Below are 15,796 nucleotides of genomic sequence, written 5' to 3'. Positions count from 1 at the left end.
TCGGTCGACTCGAGAGCGGGCCGGTCCGTCGGTCGCGCTCGCTCGGTACACCGTTCGCCACCCCTGCCCACAGTTCCCATACGCCACATTGGTCCGCCTTCGAATATATACTTCTGTCAGTTCTCGAACGGTGAGAGCGATCGAGACGCTCCAAAAGCGGTGGGTTCCACCGGTCGATCACTTCAGAAGCGAGACCAGCACGAGAACGAGGCCGCTCGAGACGATCGCCGCCTGAATGAGTCCGGCCGAGAGGATCGAGGTGCTGAAGACGAGATAGAGGAGACCCCCACAGACCGCGCCGGCGCCGATGATCCCGAGCGGGCCCGCATCGTCTTCATCCCGTTGCCGTACTTCGGGGCGGATTCGATGACCGCCGCGGTCGCCTCCAGGTGTGCGTGGGCGCAGGTCCAGGATTCGAATCCCGGTGCGTACTGGGACTGGCACGCGGCGGTTATCGGCGAACAGGGCGAACGGAACTCGGGGTGGGCGTCGGCCGACAGCCTCCTCGAGATCACGCGCTCGGTCGACGACGTCGACGCCGATGCTCTCGAGGCGTGCTTCGACGAACGAGGCTCGACGTACGAGGGGGAGATCGAGGCCGACGCCGAGCAGGCCCGTTCGTTCGGTATTTCGGGGCGCCGACGTTCGTCGTCGTCGACCCGGAGTCCGGTGCGGCGGGAACGCTCGCCGGCGCACAACCGGCCGAACGCTTCGACGAGGCCATCGAGCGGATCGAGAACGCCGACTAGACCATCCCGACTTGCAGCGGCATGTGTGACCTTGATTGAAACGAGCGGTGGAGTCGGATTGTGATGTCGTTACAAGACCTGCCACACGCCGACGACGAGATGCACGAGTGCATAGACAACTGCCTCGAGGCCGCACAGGCCTGCGAGTGGTGTGCGGACGCCTGCGCTGAGGAGGACGAGGACATGGCCGAGTGCATCCGCCTCTGTCGCGACGTGGCGGACCTCACCACGCTCCACGCGCGGTTCATGGCCCGCGATTCGGCCTATCACGCCGACCTGGCGGCGGTCTGTGCCGACGCCTGCGAGGCGTGTGCAGAGGAGTGCGCTCGCCACGACCACGACCACTGCCAGGTGTGTGCCGAGGTCGTCTCGGAGTGCGCGGAGACCTGCCGGGCGATGGCCAGCCACTGATCGAGGCGCCAGCGGCTGCAAACCGGTGACCGGCCGGGCGAAGCGGTACCCAGTGTTATCATGTCAACAGAAACACGGACGAAGACCTGGTTCGGACTGCACGAGCGCGTCAAACCGCTGGTGCAGGCTGGCGTCGTACTCGGGGTCGGACTGGGGGGTTTCTTCGACGGAATCGTATTGCACCAGATTCTCCAGACACATCACATGCTGTCGGCCAGGACCGACACGACGGAGCTCGGCGACTTGCAGCTGAACATCATCGCGGACGGGCTCTTTCACGCCGGGACGCTGCTCTTCACGATTCTGGGAGTCGTCCTGCTCGTCCGCGCGTGGCGACGTCGGGACGTCCCCCCGTCCGGGAGAGTGCTCGCGGGGTCGGCGCTCGCCGGCTGGGGCCTGTTCAACCTCCTCGAGGGGATCGTCAACCACCACCTCCTGGAGCTTCACCGCGTCTGGCCGGAGGGTCCCGGCGGCGCCCTCGTCTGGGACGTGGGATTCCTGCTGTCGGGCGTCCTCTTCCTCGTCGGTGGATACGCGGTCGTCCGGAGCGACGACGCGGCGAAACCCGACGCTCGTGACGAGGACGTTCCGAAAGAACGGGCCGAGGAACTCTAGTTCGCCGCGCAGTTGTTCGGTCCGAGTTCGAGGTCCGCCGCGTCGTCGGTCAGCGGCTCCTTTCCCCAGTTGATCGCCTTGATCTGGTTGTAGTTCGCCGGCTCGTCGGAGAGCCCGTCGACGATCGCCTGCACGAAGGCCTCGCGGTCGTCCATTCCGAACAGGTCGTTTTCCGACTCGAGGTCGCCGATCGTCGTCGCCAGCGGGCGGATCTCCTCGTCGCTGAAGTGGCCCGGCAGGACGACCGTGTCGCCGTCGCACTCCTCGAGGCGGTCGAGGCTGTCGAACAGTTCGCTCGCCCCCTCGCGAACGTCGGTTTCGTCGCTCCCCTCGAGGTCGGGACGACCCACGCTGCGGATGAACAGCGTGTCCCCCGACAGGAGCCCGCCTCCCCACGCGAGCGAGACGCTGCCGGGCGTGTGGCCGGGCGTGTAGACGACCTCGAGAGAGCGCTCGCCGACGGTGATGGTATCGCCGTCCTCGATCGCGGAGTAGTCCTCGAGTTCGCCCTCGTCGGCCGGGTGCAGGTGGTACGGCACGTCGAGTTCGTAGGCGAGGAGCGGCGCGCCGCTGACGTGATCGGCGTGGGCGTGGGTGTCGATCGCGGCGACGATCTCGAGGTCGCGCTCGGCGGCGAATGACCGGTACTCGTCGACGTACAGGCTGGGGTCGACGATGGCGGCCTCACCCTCGTCCGCGACGAGGTAGGAGAGACAGCCGGTGCCGGGACGGACGATCTGGGTCACGCCCTCGACGTCGACATCGTAGGCGACGTGAACCTGTCCCCAGCCGTTCATGCCGTCGCCGACCGACCGTGCGTCGTAGCCACGGTCTCGCAGGAACGATGCGGCACGCGCCGAGGTTACGCCGGCGACGCAGATGACGGCGATCTCCTTGTCCTTCGGAATCTCGTCGAGAGAGGACTCGAGACCCTCGAAGTTCTCCTCAAGGAGCTCGTCGTAGATCGGGAGGTTGTGGCTGTCGTCGACCCGCCACTCCTCGTAGTCGTCCTCGTTGCGGACGTCGAGGATGAACAGCTCCTCGTCGTCGCGGCGGGCCGCGAGTTCGTCCGGGTCCATCGTCGGCTTCGCCTGATCTGTCTTGCTCATACTCCCCATTTCTACACACGAAAAGTTAAATCTGATGGTGGCACAAGCAGCCGGATTCGCGTCGGTTAGTCGCCGATCAGCTCGCCGCGTTGCGTCCCGACGCAGCGAAACCGTCGCTCCGGTAGAAGGTCTTCGGGGGACGGACTCGAGTACCGCTCGCCAGTATCCTGTCCGCTGCTGTATCCGTTCGTCGATCCCCGGAACCGGCGCCCGCCCGGCCCGGTTCTCCGTGACTATATTGCACACTACTCACACAGTCCTTAAGGCGGCACGGCCCGTACGAGGAAACGATGTCAACTGATGCATACAGCGACCCTGGCGACCAGCCGATCGACGAGCCGGTCTACATCGAGAGCGCGGACCACCTCGAGACCGTCGTCGCCGACCACGACGTCGTTCTCGTGGACTTCTTCGCAACCTGGTGTGGCCCGTGCCAGATGCTCGACCCGATCCTTCGAGGACTGGCGAGCGACACCGACGCGGTGATCGCGAAGGTCGACGTCGACGACCACCAGCTGCTCGCCGGCGAGTACGGCGTGCGGGGCGTTCCGACGCTGCTGCTGTTCGCCGACGGCGAGCAGGTCGAACAGCACGTCGGCGCGCTGCCGGCCGACCAGCTGCGGCGACTGATCGAGGGATACACGACCGAATGAGCGGGGACACCCACGATGTCGTGATCGTCGGCTCCGGCATCGCCGGGCTCTCGGCGGCGGTGTACGCCGCGCGAGCCGACCTCGAGCCGCTGGTTCTCGAGAGGCCCGGACCGGGCGGCCAGCTGACGCTGACGACCGACGTCGACCGGTTTCTCGACGTGTTCCGCGAGAGGTGAGGCGGCGAAAGCGCACAGACACTCGACTACTCGAGACCCGACCGAGCAGCATCCGGTGTCGCGATCCGCCACGGGTGGTGTTCTCTGCTGGCCTCGAACCCTGACGTCGCGTTCGGCACCGAAAGTATTTGTCGACGGGCAAGGGGCTTGACAGTATGACCGAGAAGAGCCCCGAAGAACGGCGCCGACGGGCCAGCGAGTACAACCTCGGTGCGGCGACGTACAAGCCCCGTCAGTTCGTCGACGAACTTCGCGAGGCGGGGCTGGCGTTCGGCCTGATTATCGTCGCCGCCGGACTGTTTCTGGTCGTCGACGGGCTGGTCACCTACGGGATTCTGACGGCGGCTCTCGGCGTCGTGATGATCGGCATCGCGGCGTTCGTCACGGTCCCGAGAACGGAGCGACGGCTGATGCACATCCAGCACACCGGCGAGGACACCCTCCGATTCGACCTCGAGGTCTTCGAGCACGAACACGAAGCGCCGCGTGCGAGCCACGAGTACGAACTCCCCGCCGGCGAGCGCGCCGTGTACCCCGACTCCTACGAACCGGACACGAGCTACACGATCTCGGTCGCACTGGAGGGTGGTGAGGAGATGCGGACGACTGCCACGCCGGTTCGGTCGTCCGCCGACACGCCGGCGGGGTTCGCCGTCGAAATCGATCGCACGGGCGTTCGAACCCGGCGGTGGACGGCCGAAGACGGCGACGCGACCGCGGGGACGCCCCACGAACTCTTCTTACAGTAGTCGTTTCAGTTGGGGTGGCCGACCAGTACAGCCAAAAGGAACCCGTGAGATAAGCGACGTATGGCCGCGATCGAACTCGAGGGGCTCACCAAGGATTACGGCGACGTGCTTGCCGCCGACGACCTGACGCTCCGGGTCGAAACCGGCGAGATATTCGGCTACCTCGGCCCGAACGGAGCGGGGAAGACGACGACCATCCGGATGCTCCTCGGGTTCATCTCGCCGACGGCGGGGACGGCGCAGGTCCTCGGGAGCGACATCCGGGATCGCAAGGCGCTGATCGACGCCCGGCGTCGGATCGGCTACCTCTCCGACGAGCCCGGATTCGACGAGCAGGCGACGGGGACGGAGGTGCTCGAGCTTCACGCCGACGTCAAGGGCGACGACCGGAGCGCGGAACTGCTCGAGCTGTTCGACCCGCCCCTCGAGCGCAAGGTCCGTGACTACTCCCGAGGGAACGTCCAGAAACTCGGGCTCGTGACGACGTTCATGCACGATCCAGATCTCGTGATCCTCGACGAGCCGACCAGCGGGCTCGATCCGCTGATGAAACAGCGCTTCTCGGACTTTCTGCGCGCCGAACAGCAGCGGGGCGTGACGGTGTTTTTCTCCTCGCACGTCCTGAGCGAGGTGCGGCGGCTCTGTGATCGCGTCGGCATCATCCGCGGCGGACGGCTCGTGACGATCGAACCGGTCGAGACGCTGTTGAAACGAAGCGGGAAAGTCGTTCGCATCAACAGCGCGGTCCCGATCCCCCTGGAGACGCTCGACCTCGAGGGCGTCCACGACCTCGAGACCGGATCGACCGACGTCGACGGGGTCGACCCCGCAGTCGAGTTCACGGAGTGCGCGTTCACCTTCACGGGCGACATCAACGAACTGCTGGCTCACCTCCCGGAGTCGGATCTCCTCGACCTCTCGATCGAGGAGGCGCCGCTCGAGGACGTATTCATGCGGTTCTACGGGGGTGAGCACGATGTTTGAGTTCCTGCGCTACGACGGCCGAAAGCGCCTGAAGGGGAGTCTCTACCTGACCGTCGGGATGGCGCTGCTCGTCGCGGTCATCGTGTGGGTGTTCCCCTCGTTCCGGGACACGTTCGAGGGCGACGAACTGCTCGAGGCGTACCCGCCCGAGATCCTCCAGCTGTTCGACATACAGACGATGGCCTCCCTCGAGGGCTTTCTCGCGTTCGAGCTCTACGTCTTCGGCTGGGTCATCCTGCTCGGGCTCTACTTCGCCTACAGCGCCGCGAGCGTGATCGCCGACGACGTCGACCGCGGGCGGATGGACTCGCTGCTCGCGATGCCGGTCTCCCGGCCGCGACTGCTCGCGGAGCGGTTCGCCGCGCTCGGGGTTCCGATACTCATGGTGAACCTCCTCGTACCGCCGGTGGTGCTGGCGGGTGCCTGGCTGATCGACGAGTCGCTCTCGGTTGCCGACGTCTTCGCGGTACACCTCCTCTCGGTTCCGTACCTCTTCGCCTGCGCGGGCATCGGCATCCTCTGTTCGGTCGCGTTCGACCGCGTCAGCATCGCCCAGCGGGTCGCGCTCGGGGCGACGTTCGCCCTGTTCCTGGTCGAGTCGATGATCGAGGGAACCGACTACGAGCCGGTCGGAGCCATCGCGCCGATGCGCTACTACGACCCGAACGAGATCCTCCTCGAGAGCAGCTACGATCTCACCGGAGCGGCGGTGTTGATCGCGATGACGGTCGCCCTCGTCGTCCTCAGCCAGCTCTGGTTCGTGCGAAAGGATATCTGATCGGCCGCGGTCGGACTGTGCGCCCGTTCCGTTCGACACCGACTCCAGTACGCTGCCGACAGAACGGCTATCACTCGACGGCACGTACGTCGACACAGCTTCTGCAATGACCGATCCGTCCGACGCCGCTCGTTCCGTTTCGTCGCCACAGGACTCCAGTAGGAACGAAGAGGGGGCGGGGGGCGGACCCGCGGACGGAATCGTCGCCGTACAGGTCGACACCTCGAACGGAACGGTGACCCTCGAGTACGACTCGCAACGTCTCTCCTCGAAGGACGCGGTTCAGGCCGCCCGCGAGATGGCCGCTACCGCAGCCGAGCCGACCGCGAACTGTACGCTCCACGTCGGCCAGCGGCCCGGCCGCAGCTGTGAGTCGTGTGCGCTCGCACTCGAGAACGCCCTCCGGAACACGGCGGGGGTTCGTGACGCGGAGGCCTCGTTTCACAGCGGAATCCTCCGGATCGAGTACGACGAGCGGGTGACGTCGCCGACCGATCTCGAGCGCGTCGTCCGCGATTTCGGCGTCACGCCGCGGGAGGAATCGGCGGACGAAGACGAGCGGCGGTCGACCCTCCACAGGGAGGCCGCGTTCGTCGCCGTCACGTTCGTCGGGATGATCGTCGGCCTCCTGGCCGGCTGGTTCGACGCGCCGACGGAAGTCTCGTGGGTCGCGTACGGAGCCGCGTACGTCTTCGGTGGCTGGTACGGCCTGAAAGCCAGCATCGAGACACTCCGTCACAGAGCCGTCGACATCGACCTCCTGATGATCCTGGCGGCGCTCGGCGCGCTCTCGATTGGCGCGCCGTTCGAGGGAGCGATGCTGCTCTTCCTGTTCTCGCTCTCGAACGTGTTACAGCACTACGCCATCGGGCGGTCCCGTCGCGCCATCAAATCCCTCATGCGGATGCGCCCGGAGTCCGCCCGGCTGCTCCGGGACGGCGAGGAGGTGACGGTTCCCATCGACGAGGTCGAGATCGACGACGTGTTCGTCGTCCGACCCGGCGACCGCTTCCCGCTCGACGGGGTCGTCGAATCGGGCGACAGCACGGTCGATCAGTCCTCGCTGACCGGCGAATCCGTCCCCGTGACGAAGACGCCGGGAGACGAGGTCTACGGCGGCACGATCAACGAAACAGGCAGCCTCGAGGTCCGCGTAACTCGACAGGCCCACGAGTCGGCGATCGCCCGGCTGATCCACATGGTCGAGGACGCCCAGGGGCAGAAGGCGCCCACGCAGCGGCTCATCGACCGCCTCGAGCAGCCGTACGTGCTGGGCGTGTTCGGGCTGACGGCGGTCGCGATCGCGGTTCCCACGATGCTGGGCCAGGAGTTCGACAGCACGTTCTACCGCGCGATGACGCTCATGGTCGCCGCCTCGCCGTGTGCCGTCATCATCTCGACGCCCGCAGCGGTGCTCTCTGCCATCGCGGCGGGCGCCCGCCAGGGCGTCCTGTTCAAAGGGGGCGAGTACGTCGAGACGGCGGCGACGATCAACGCGGTCGCCTTCGACAAGACGGGGACGCTCACCGAGGGCGACACCCAGTTGACCGACGCGGCCGTCCGCGACGGGGCGACCCTCGAGGACGCACCGCTCTCCGAGGACCGGCTGCTCTCGCTGACCGCCGCCGTCCAGTCGCGGTCCGAACACCACCTCGCGCAGGCGACCGTCGACGCCGCCGACGAACGGGGGCTCGAGGTGCCCATCGCGCGCGGGTTCCAGGCCACCGTCGGCAAAGGGGTCCGGGCCACCGTCGAGGACCGGACGATCCACATCGGAAACCGCCGGTACTTCGAGACCGTCACGGAGGGAACGATCGACGGCATCGACGAGGGGTCCGCGGCGCTGCACGCCCTCGAGAACGAGGGGAAGACGAGCGTGCTCGTCGCGGCTGAAACCGACGACGCGGTTTGCGTCCTCGGCTGGCTCGCCTTCACCGACACCGTCCGGCCCGGCGCGCCGGAGATGGTCGAGCGACTCAGAGAACTTGGCGTCGAGCACATCGTCATGCTCACTGGCGACAACGAGCGCGTCGCACGGAGCATCGCCGAGGAGGTCGGGATCGACGAGGTGCGCGCCGAGCTGCTCCCCGAGCAGAAAGTCGAGAGCATCGAGGAACTCATCGCCCGCCACGGCACCGTCGCCATGGTGGGCGACGGCGTCAACGACGCGCCCGCGCTCGCGACCGCGACCGTCGGCATCGGCATGGGCGGTGCGGGCACCGACGTCGCACTCGAGACGTCCGACATCGTGTTGATGTCCGACGATCTGAGCAAGATCCCCTACGCACTCGGGCTCGGACGCGCCACCCGGCGGACGCTGTTGACCAACCTCACCATCGCGTTCGGCGCGATCGTGATCATGATCGGCGCGATCCTGACCGCGGGGATTCCGCTGCCCCTGGCCGTGATCGGCCACGAGGGGTCGACCGTGCTCGTCTCCCTGATCGGACTCCGGTTGCTCGGTTACAGCGGCTGACGTCGGTCGAGACTCCCGTCAGGAGACGTCGTAATCACCGAACTCGGGATGGGTTTCGTCCATCCGCAGGATCACGTACGTCCCCGAGAGGAACATCGCGGCCGCCGTTCCGTAGAACGCCGCCTCGAGCGAGACGAGATCGATGGAGATCCCGATAAGTACCGCGCCGACGGCGTAGCCGAAGTCGCGCCACATCCGGTAGACGCCGAGTCCGGTCGACCGCCAGAGCGGGTGAGCGGCGTCGCTCGCGACAGAGATGAGATTGGGGTAGTGAAGCGCCATGCCGACGCCGGAGACGGCCGACAGGAGGATCCACGCGTAGTACCCCTCTACGAGAACCATGCCGAGAACGCCGCCGCCGGCGAGGAAGAAGCCGGCGACGATCGGCGGCTTGCGCCCGATCCGATCGCCGAGTCGCCCGGTGTACACCTGCAAGAAGTAGGCCGCGCTGTGGGCACCGACGACGACGCCGACCTGAGCGACGTCGAGCCCCTGGGCGACGAGAAATAGCGGGAAGGCGATCCAGACGAGCGTGTCGACGAAGTTCTCGACGTGGCCGGCCTGGGCGGCCGCGAACAGCGTCCGGTCGCGGTAGGTCGCCCGCTTGACGATCTCCACGAACGGTAGCTCGGCCTCCTCGTCCGGTTCGCCGTCGGTCGCGTCGTCGGCCGCCTCGGCTCGCGCGTACGGGAGCGTCTCCTCGATCAACACGACCGCGAGGAGCGTCGCGACGGCGATCACGAGCAGGAGGAAGTAGAACGGCTCCGGACGGAGGCCGTACTGGGCGGCGATCACGCCGGTGAGCCAGGCGCCGACGGCAACGCCGGTGTAGCCGAACGCCTCGTCGATGCCGGCGGCCAGGCCGCGCTCGTCGGGGCCGGCCAGTTCGATCTTCGAGATCATGCTCATACTCCAGGCGACGCCCTGGTTGACGCCCAGGAGGACGTTTCCGAGGGTGACCCACCACCAGTTCGGCGCGAAGATCAGGATGAACGGAATCGGGATCGCCGCCAGCCACCCGAGGACGAGGACTGGCTTGCGCCCGTACTCGTCGGCCCACTTCCCCGAGTAGAGGTTGAGAACGGCCTTGACGACCCCGAAACTCACCACGAACGAGCCGATGACGAGGACGGACTCGAGGCCGAACGTCTCCGCGCCCATGATCGGGACGACGTTTCGTTCGGCACCCATCGTGAGCCCGACCGCGAACACCGTCAGAACCTGCAGGAGAAACTGACGCCAGTTCTTCCGCACGCCCTGCGTGTACTCGCCGCTCATCGGCCATCACGCGGGCGGGATACTCGCCCCCAGCAGTACCGGAGAGCCGAACTGCGGGGGACGTGCGTTCCCTCTCGGCTCACGCCTCGAGTTTGCCGCCGAGTACTTTCGCCGCGGTCAGAATCGGATCCCAGACGGGGCTGAACGGCGGCGCGTACGCGAGATCGAGGTTCTGTAGCTCCGTCACGGTCAGCCCGGCGTGTACCGCGGTGGCGACCGTGTCGATCCGCTTTGCGCCCTCGCGGCCGACGACGCTCGCGCCGAGGACGCGCTCGCTCTCGCGGTCGGCGACCAGGGTTACGGTCAGGGTCTCCGCGCCGGGGTAGTAGTGTGAACGCGTGCCTGCCTCGATGGTGACAGACCCCGGATCGAACCCGGCGTCTCGCGCGGCCTCGGGGTCGATCACGCCGGTTCGTGCGACTCCGAGGTCGAACGCCTTCACGATAGCAGTAGCCGCCGTGCCGCCGGTGGGCGTCGGCTCACCCGCGACCGTAGAGCCGATCGCCCGCCCCGCGCGGTTGGCCGTCAGCGCGAGCGGCACGTGATCGGGCTCGCCGGTGACGACGTTCGTCGCCTCCGCGCAGTCGCCGGCCGCGAACACGCCCTCCTCGCTCGTGCGGCCGTACTCGTCCGTCGCGATCGCACCCGTCGGCCCGAGTTCGATCCCCGCCTCCGCTGCGAGTTCGGCGTTCGGGGCGACCCCGACGCCGACGATCGCCAGCTCGGCTTCAACCGAACCGTCCTCGAGGTCGACCGTCTCGATCCGTCCGTCGCCGGAGAACCCCTGAACTGCGGTCTCGAGGTGGAGGTCGACGCCCTGCTCGCGGAGGTGGTCCTCGACGACCCGCGCGGCCTCCTCGCCGAAGGGCTGGAGCGTCCGCGGGAGCATCTCGAAGATCGAGACGCCGACGCCGCGCGCTGAGAGGGCCTCGGCCATCTCGGTACCGATGTAGCCGCCGCCGACGATCGCGGCCGTCGCCGGCTCGCGGTCGGTGACGTACGTTTCGATCGCATCTGCCTCGTCCATCCGGCCGAGGGTGAACACGCCCTCGAGATCGACGCCGTCGAACGGGGGCACGACGGCTCGAGCGCCGGTTCCGATCAGCAGGCTCCCGTAGGGCTGGTCGAATCGCTCCCCGCCGGCGTCGACTGTCACGCTCTTGGCCTCGGGATCTACCCCGACCACCTCGTGGCCAGTCCGGACGTCGACGTCGCGCTTCTCGCGGAACTCCTCGGGCGTCACCGCGACCAGGTCCTCGAGGTCGTCGACCGCTCCCTTGACGTAGTACGGCATTCCGCAGGCCGCGTACGAGACCCACTCGCCTTTCTCGAAGACGATCACCCCGAGGTCGGGGTCCTCGCGCTTCGCTTTGCTCGCAGCGCTCATCCCCGCAGCGTCGCCGCCGACGATGACAAACGTGTCGTCCATACGAGCCGATACGCTTTCCGCGCATAAAGTATTTCGCATTTTGAGCAATACTGATTCAGAAGACTCGGTACCGGAATTGTTAATGAGAGCCGTTCGGGTGCGTTTTCAGAGGATAGGTGCTCCATACCGATAGGCAGTCTAACTGGCTCGCCGGACGAAATTGTGTTTCATCCGAACATCCTGTCGGTCAGATGGCTGCGAGCGGCAGCATCAGGAGAACGCCCACGACGACGCCAACGGCGAGTTCCGGCTTCCCACCGTTCGGAAGTCCCTCACCGATCGACAGCGCCTCGGGCAGGAATTCGGTGAGAACGAGATAGATCATCGCCCCCGCGGCGAACCCGAAGCCGAACGGGAGAAACTCGCGGGCGACCTGCACGAACGCGAACGCGAGCACCGCCCCGATCGGCTGTGGGAGACTCGAGAAGACGGCCCACCAGACGAGCTTCCACCTGGCGACGCCCATCGACGAGAGCGGAATCGAGATGGCCGTCCCCTCCGGGACGTTGTGAATCGAGATCGCGATCGTCATGAATACGGCCAGCAGCGGGACGGTGAACCCGAGGATGGGCGTTCCGCCCTCGAGGCCGAGGTCGGCGAACGAGACGCCGATTGCGACCCCCTCCGGAAAGCTGTGGACCGTGAGCACACCCAGGATGAGCACGAGCTTCTTGAAGTCGGCTTCCTCGTACTCGCGCGGGTCGATTTCGGTATCGAGGATGACGTTCCGGGCCACGACGACGAGCAACACCCCCGCCGCGACGCCGAGGAGCAACTCGGCCGGCGTCCCCTCGGCCAGCCCCTCGTCCAGCAGCCCGAAGACCGACGCAGAGAGCATGATCCCCGACGCGAGCCCCCAGAGAACGACGTTCCTGCGGTCGCTGATCCCCTCGAAGAAGAAAAACGGCAGGGCGCCGATACCGGTCGCTAGCGCCGTGATGAGCCCGGCGACGAACACCAGCACGAGGTCCTCGAGGAGCACCATCTCCACGACTATCCACGCCGATCGGTATATCACCACCCCACAGCGGCCGCCTCGACCGCCCGCCCGGGCGGACGGTGCTTGTCTCGAGCGGTGCGGAATGCGGAGGCCGCCGTCACCGGAGGCGCGACGTCACCGCGCCCTCGAGTTCGGCCCGGATCTGGCGTGCGATCGAACGGTGGTTGGCGTCGAGTAATGTCGGATTCATCCTGACCCTAAAGGGTCAGGTATTCTCCTCGGTTTGTATAACCGCAGAGAGAACTGACGCATCGTATACAACGCAGTGGTCCATCGCTACTGACTCGGTCCGGTCCACATATGGCTCATCCCAAGACGAGCCTAATCGACGGGGCGTCGGCGAGCGTGCGTGACTGGATTTGCGGATCTATCGGTGACGCTCGAGGGCGGCCTCGAGCGTCGCCCGATCCTGGACGCCGACGAACCGTTCGGCCGGCTCGCCGTCGGCGAAGACCAGCAGCGTCGGCACGCCGCGGGCGCCGAGTTGCTGGGTGAGTTGCGGGTTGGCGTCGACGTCGAGTTTCGCCACGGCCGCGTCCGTCTCGGCGGCGAGCGCGTCGATCGTCGGCTCGAGCATCTGACAGGGACCACACCAGTCGGCGTAGCAGTCGACGAGGACGGGCGAGTGCGACTCGAGGATCGACGCGAAGTGGCCCTGATCGCGGATCGAGATCGGCTCGGCCGGGCTCTCAGTTCGTTCGTCGCCACCGCCCTCCCGGGACTCGAGGCGCTCACGCAGCTCGCGCGCCTTCCGCTCGCGGATCCGCTCTCGTTCGTTCTCGAGGGAGTCGCTCATGGACGGAAGTACGGGTCTCGCACCCATAATAGTTGTGTATTTGATTTGCAATACTATAGCACGGTGCGAAGGAGACGACTCGAGGGCCCCTCAGACCGACCGGTTCGGCGGAATCAGCATCACGTTCCCGTTCGCACGGGCGACCAGATCCTCGGAGACGCTCCCGAGCAACAGGCGGCGAAGCCGGCTGTGCCCCCGCGTGCCGACGAGGATCGTCGTCGGATCGTACTCGGCCTCGGCGGCGAGAATCTCCTCAGCCGGGTCGCCCCGGCGGACGTCGGTTCGGGTTTCGATGTCCCACTCCTCGAGGCGAGCCGCGAGCGCCGTCAGCCGATCCCGGGGGTCGTCGTCGGACAACCCCGGGTCCTTCGGCGTTTCGACGTGCACCAGCGTTACTTCCTGTGTCGCGTGGCGAAGGTACGAGAACGCCTCGAAGGCCTGGTCTGCGTTCTTCGAGAAGTCCGTCGCGTACAACACCCGCTGGAACAGGTGTTTTCTGACGACGGCCGGTTCGTCCGTTTCGCGTTCGATCCGGTTGACGAGCAGCGGCGTCACCGCCGTTCGGGAGAGGTTGCGGGCGGTCGAGCCGATAACCCGGTTCTCGAGCGGACTCTTCCCGCGCGAGCCGACGATCGTCAGACTGGCGCCGATGGTCTCTGCGATGCCGTTGATCCGGCGATGAGGCGTCCCACGGACGACGTGCGTCTCGACGTCGAATCCCGCCCCCTCGATGACGCGACGGTAGCGGCCGAGCGCGTTCTTTCGTCGCTTCTCGAAGTCCATCCCGGGCATTCCGGCGTGGACGTTGGACGGGACGACCGTCACCAGATGGATCTCCTCGATGCCGATCCGACCCAGACACTCGAGGCAGGTCTCGTTCTCGATCGTGGCCTCGCTCGCCGCGGAGAGGTCGGTCGCCAGTACGGCTTTCATACCGCCCGTAGGTCCCGATGGTTTAATATTGTTTTGTTAACCCAATACGGAGGCATCCAGTGGACAGTTCGGACCGTCATCCGGCTGCAGTTATCGAGCAACCTGAACGATGGGGAGTGTCCAGTAACCGGGGGTTCGATCCCTCGACGTCTCGATTCCGCGCTGCCGCCCGCGTTGCTTCTCGAGGGGGTGACCGCCGAGCGCGAACGCGTTCCGCTCTCTCGCCCCAGCGGGGAACCGACCTTCGTCCACAGGGGCCTTCACCCGCGCCCACGCCTGTCGGTCCGGCGACGATGCGAACTCCTGGTCCCCATAACTTATAGAGATATTCGAGTGGGATAGTTGTGAGATATCCAGCAGTAATATTGTGCTAGTTTCCCAAAAGTGTTATAGGCACTCTCCGAGTAGAGAGAAACGAGCAGTAACCCATGGTACGCACACAACCGAAAGCGAACGGAGGTCGGATATGATCGAGTTCGCAACCCTCTCCCCACCGGCTCACGCGGCGGTCCTCGTCGGCGTCGTCCTCCTCGAGGCAGTCGTCCTCTACGTCGGGTACGGCGTCCTCGAGCGAGTCGCAGCACCACCGCTCATCGAGACGATCAAGAACAGATAGATGGAACTGTTTGGCATCGCAGTAACGGTACTCGTACTGTTCGTGAGCTTCGGCTTCATGGTCGGCGTGCTGTTCGGCTTCTTCGGGATGGGCGGCTCGTTCCTCGTCACCCCCGCGCTGCTGGTGATGGGATACCCCGCGCGCGTCGCCGTCGGGAGCGGCATGGCGTTCGTCTTCGGGACCGCCGTCATCGCCACGCTGAAACACCACGACCTCGGCCAGGTCGACTACAAACTCGGCGCGCTGATGATCGTCGGGACGACCGTCGGCATCGAGGTCGGGCGGGTCAGCGTCTTCTACCTCGAGGAGATCGGTCTCGCGGGCGGCGTGATCGGCGTCACCTACGTCTTCCTCCTCGGCGCCATCGGGTTGTTCGTCACGCACACGGCGCTAAAAAACGACGGCGACGAGGGAGGCGGTGGCGGCCACCACGATCCGGACGCGGAGATCGATCCGGACGCGATCCCGGACGTCGCCAAGAAGATCCAGTCTTACCGGGTGCCGCCGATGGTAACGGTCGCGGGCGGCCTCCAGGTGTCGCTGTGGATGATCCTCGGCGTCGCGTTCGTCACGGGCCTGCTCTCCGGATTCCTCGGCGTCGGCGGCGGGTTCATCCGCATGCCCGCGATGTTCTACCTCATCGGCGTCCCGGTGCCCGTCGCGGTCGGGACCGACCTCTTCGAGATCGTCATCTCCGGCGGGGTCGGCTCGTTCCTCTACGGCATGGAAGGCGGCGTGGATCTCTCGATCGTCGCGCCGCTGCTCGCCGGGAGCGCACTCGGCGCCCGCATCGGCTCGGCGGCGACGAGCATCGTCGACGAGGGCGACATCAAGATCTACTTCGGACTGATGCTCCTAGGCGGCTCGATCGCCGTCGCCTTCCAGCAGACGGGCGATTACCTGGGGATCGATATCCTGAACACGCTCGGCTTCGCGCTGATCATGCTTTCGGCGCTGCTGGTCAGCGGGGCCGTCATCTACAGCACCGTCACGGCGATGCGAGCGGAAGCGAACGGGGCAGCAACGGCCGCAGACTGAGACACA

Annotated in this window: 17 protein-coding genes and 1 pseudogene; 11 read left to right on the top strand and 7 right to left on the bottom strand. The window is 66.3% G+C overall.

The genetic code is table 11. From position 1 onward, the window contains the following. Positions 1-177 precede the first annotated feature (177 nt). On the bottom strand, positions 178-444 hold the full coding sequence (locus NMQ11_RS17950; RefSeq protein WP_255171586.1) for a hypothetical protein: 267 nt from the start codon (positions 442-444) through the stop codon (positions 178-180). Between the two features lie 110 nt (positions 445-554). Between NMQ11_RS17950 and NMQ11_RS20255 the strand changes: the two genes are divergently transcribed. The 3 genes from NMQ11_RS20255 (at position 555) to NMQ11_RS17935 (ending at position 1,775) form a co-directional block, all read left to right on the top strand. Then, complete coding sequence (locus NMQ11_RS20255) at positions 555-749, top strand: hypothetical protein (RefSeq protein WP_425607714.1); 195 nt, start codon at positions 555-557, stop codon at positions 747-749. Between the two features lie 63 nt (positions 750-812). Beyond that, positions 813-1,160, top strand: a complete 348-nt coding sequence (locus tag NMQ11_RS17940; RefSeq protein ID WP_255171066.1) for a four-helix bundle copper-binding protein — start codon at positions 813-815, stop codon at positions 1,158-1,160. A gap of 60 nt (positions 1,161-1,220) precedes the next feature. After that, the gene (locus NMQ11_RS17935) at positions 1,221-1,775 is read left to right on the top strand and encodes a DUF2243 domain-containing protein (RefSeq protein WP_255171065.1); all 555 of its coding nucleotides are present in this window, start codon (positions 1,221-1,223) and stop codon (positions 1,773-1,775) included. Here NMQ11_RS17935 and NMQ11_RS17930 read toward each other — a convergent pair. Further along, complete coding sequence (locus NMQ11_RS17930) at positions 1,772-2,884, bottom strand: MBL fold metallo-hydrolase (RefSeq protein WP_255171064.1); 1,113 nt, start codon at positions 2,882-2,884, stop codon at positions 1,772-1,774. The two genes, NMQ11_RS17935 and NMQ11_RS17930, sit on opposite strands and share 4 nt — an antisense overlap. Before the next feature lie 290 nt (positions 2,885-3,174). On the opposite strand from NMQ11_RS17930, the gene trxA reads away from it, so the two are divergent. From trxA to NMQ11_RS17900, 6 genes and pseudogenes are all read left to right on the top strand, one after another. Then, the gene (gene trxA, locus NMQ11_RS17925; protein ID WP_255171063.1) at positions 3,175-3,537 is read left to right on the top strand and encodes a thioredoxin; all 363 of its coding nucleotides are present in this window, start codon (positions 3,175-3,177) and stop codon (positions 3,535-3,537) included. Then, positions 3,534-3,692, top strand: a pseudogene (locus NMQ11_RS17920) (FAD-dependent oxidoreductase); the annotation flags it as partial. The gene trxA and the pseudogene NMQ11_RS17920, both read left to right, overlap by 4 nt. Before the next feature lie 176 nt (positions 3,693-3,868). After that, the gene (locus tag NMQ11_RS17915) at positions 3,869-4,462 is read left to right on the top strand and encodes a hypothetical protein (protein ID WP_255171062.1); all 594 of its coding nucleotides are present in this window, start codon (positions 3,869-3,871) and stop codon (positions 4,460-4,462) included. A gap of 60 nt (positions 4,463-4,522) precedes the next feature. After that, the gene (locus NMQ11_RS17910; RefSeq protein ID WP_255171061.1) at positions 4,523-5,446 is read left to right on the top strand and encodes an ABC transporter ATP-binding protein; all 924 of its coding nucleotides are present in this window, start codon (positions 4,523-4,525) and stop codon (positions 5,444-5,446) included. Beyond that, positions 5,439-6,224, top strand: coding sequence for an ABC transporter permease (locus NMQ11_RS17905; RefSeq protein ID WP_255171060.1), 786 nt, complete (start codon positions 5,439-5,441; stop codon positions 6,222-6,224). The genes NMQ11_RS17910 and NMQ11_RS17905 overlap by 8 nt, the downstream gene beginning before the upstream one ends. 298 nt (positions 6,225-6,522) lie before the next feature. After that, complete coding sequence (locus NMQ11_RS17900) at positions 6,523-8,700, top strand: heavy metal translocating P-type ATPase (protein ID WP_255171585.1); 2,178 nt, start codon at positions 6,523-6,525, stop codon at positions 8,698-8,700. A gap of 18 nt (positions 8,701-8,718) precedes the next feature. On the opposite strand, the gene NMQ11_RS17895 is transcribed toward NMQ11_RS17900, so the two are convergent. The 5 genes from NMQ11_RS17895 to NMQ11_RS17875 all read right to left on the bottom strand — a co-directional run bounded on the left by NMQ11_RS17895 (position 8,719) and on the right by NMQ11_RS17875 (position 14,136). Beyond that, on the bottom strand, positions 8,719-9,978 hold the full coding sequence (locus NMQ11_RS17895; RefSeq protein WP_255171059.1) for an MFS transporter: 1,260 nt from the start codon (positions 9,976-9,978) through the stop codon (positions 8,719-8,721). A gap of 79 nt (positions 9,979-10,057) precedes the next feature. Then, complete coding sequence (locus tag NMQ11_RS17890; RefSeq protein ID WP_255171058.1) at positions 10,058-11,407, bottom strand: FAD-dependent oxidoreductase; 1,350 nt, start codon at positions 11,405-11,407, stop codon at positions 10,058-10,060. A gap of 187 nt (positions 11,408-11,594) precedes the next feature. Next, positions 11,595-12,392 carry a ZIP family metal transporter gene (locus tag NMQ11_RS17885; RefSeq protein ID WP_255171584.1) on the bottom strand — a complete coding sequence of 266 codons (798 nt, stop codon included), beginning with the start codon at positions 12,390-12,392 and terminating at the stop codon, positions 11,595-11,597. A gap of 382 nt (positions 12,393-12,774) precedes the next feature. Continuing rightward, a complete protein-coding gene (locus tag NMQ11_RS17880; protein ID WP_255171057.1) occupies positions 12,775-13,203 on the bottom strand; it encodes a thioredoxin family protein in 429 nt (142 codons plus the stop codon). A 90-nt stretch (positions 13,204-13,293) separates the two neighbouring features. After that, positions 13,294-14,136, bottom strand: coding sequence for a universal stress protein (locus NMQ11_RS17875; RefSeq protein ID WP_255171056.1), 843 nt, complete (start codon positions 14,134-14,136; stop codon positions 13,294-13,296). 466 nt (positions 14,137-14,602) lie between these two features. On the opposite strand from NMQ11_RS17875, the gene NMQ11_RS17870 reads away from it, so the two are divergent. Next, positions 14,603-14,752 (top strand): DUF7512 family protein, encoded by a 150-nt coding sequence (locus tag NMQ11_RS17870; protein ID WP_255171055.1) that lies wholly within the window; start codon positions 14,603-14,605, stop codon positions 14,750-14,752. Then, positions 14,753-15,790, top strand: coding sequence for a sulfite exporter TauE/SafE family protein (locus NMQ11_RS17865; protein ID WP_255171054.1), 1,038 nt, complete (start codon positions 14,753-14,755; stop codon positions 15,788-15,790). The last annotated feature ends 6 nt before the right edge of the window (positions 15,791-15,796 follow it).

It is taken from the genome of Natrononativus amylolyticus (genome assembly GCF_024362525.1).
Classification (GTDB): Archaea; Halobacteriota; Halobacteria; order Halobacteriales; family Natrialbaceae; genus Natrononativus; species Natrononativus amylolyticus.
Note: the sequence above shows the minus strand (reverse complement) of the source record. Positions and strands in the feature narration are given on the sequence as shown.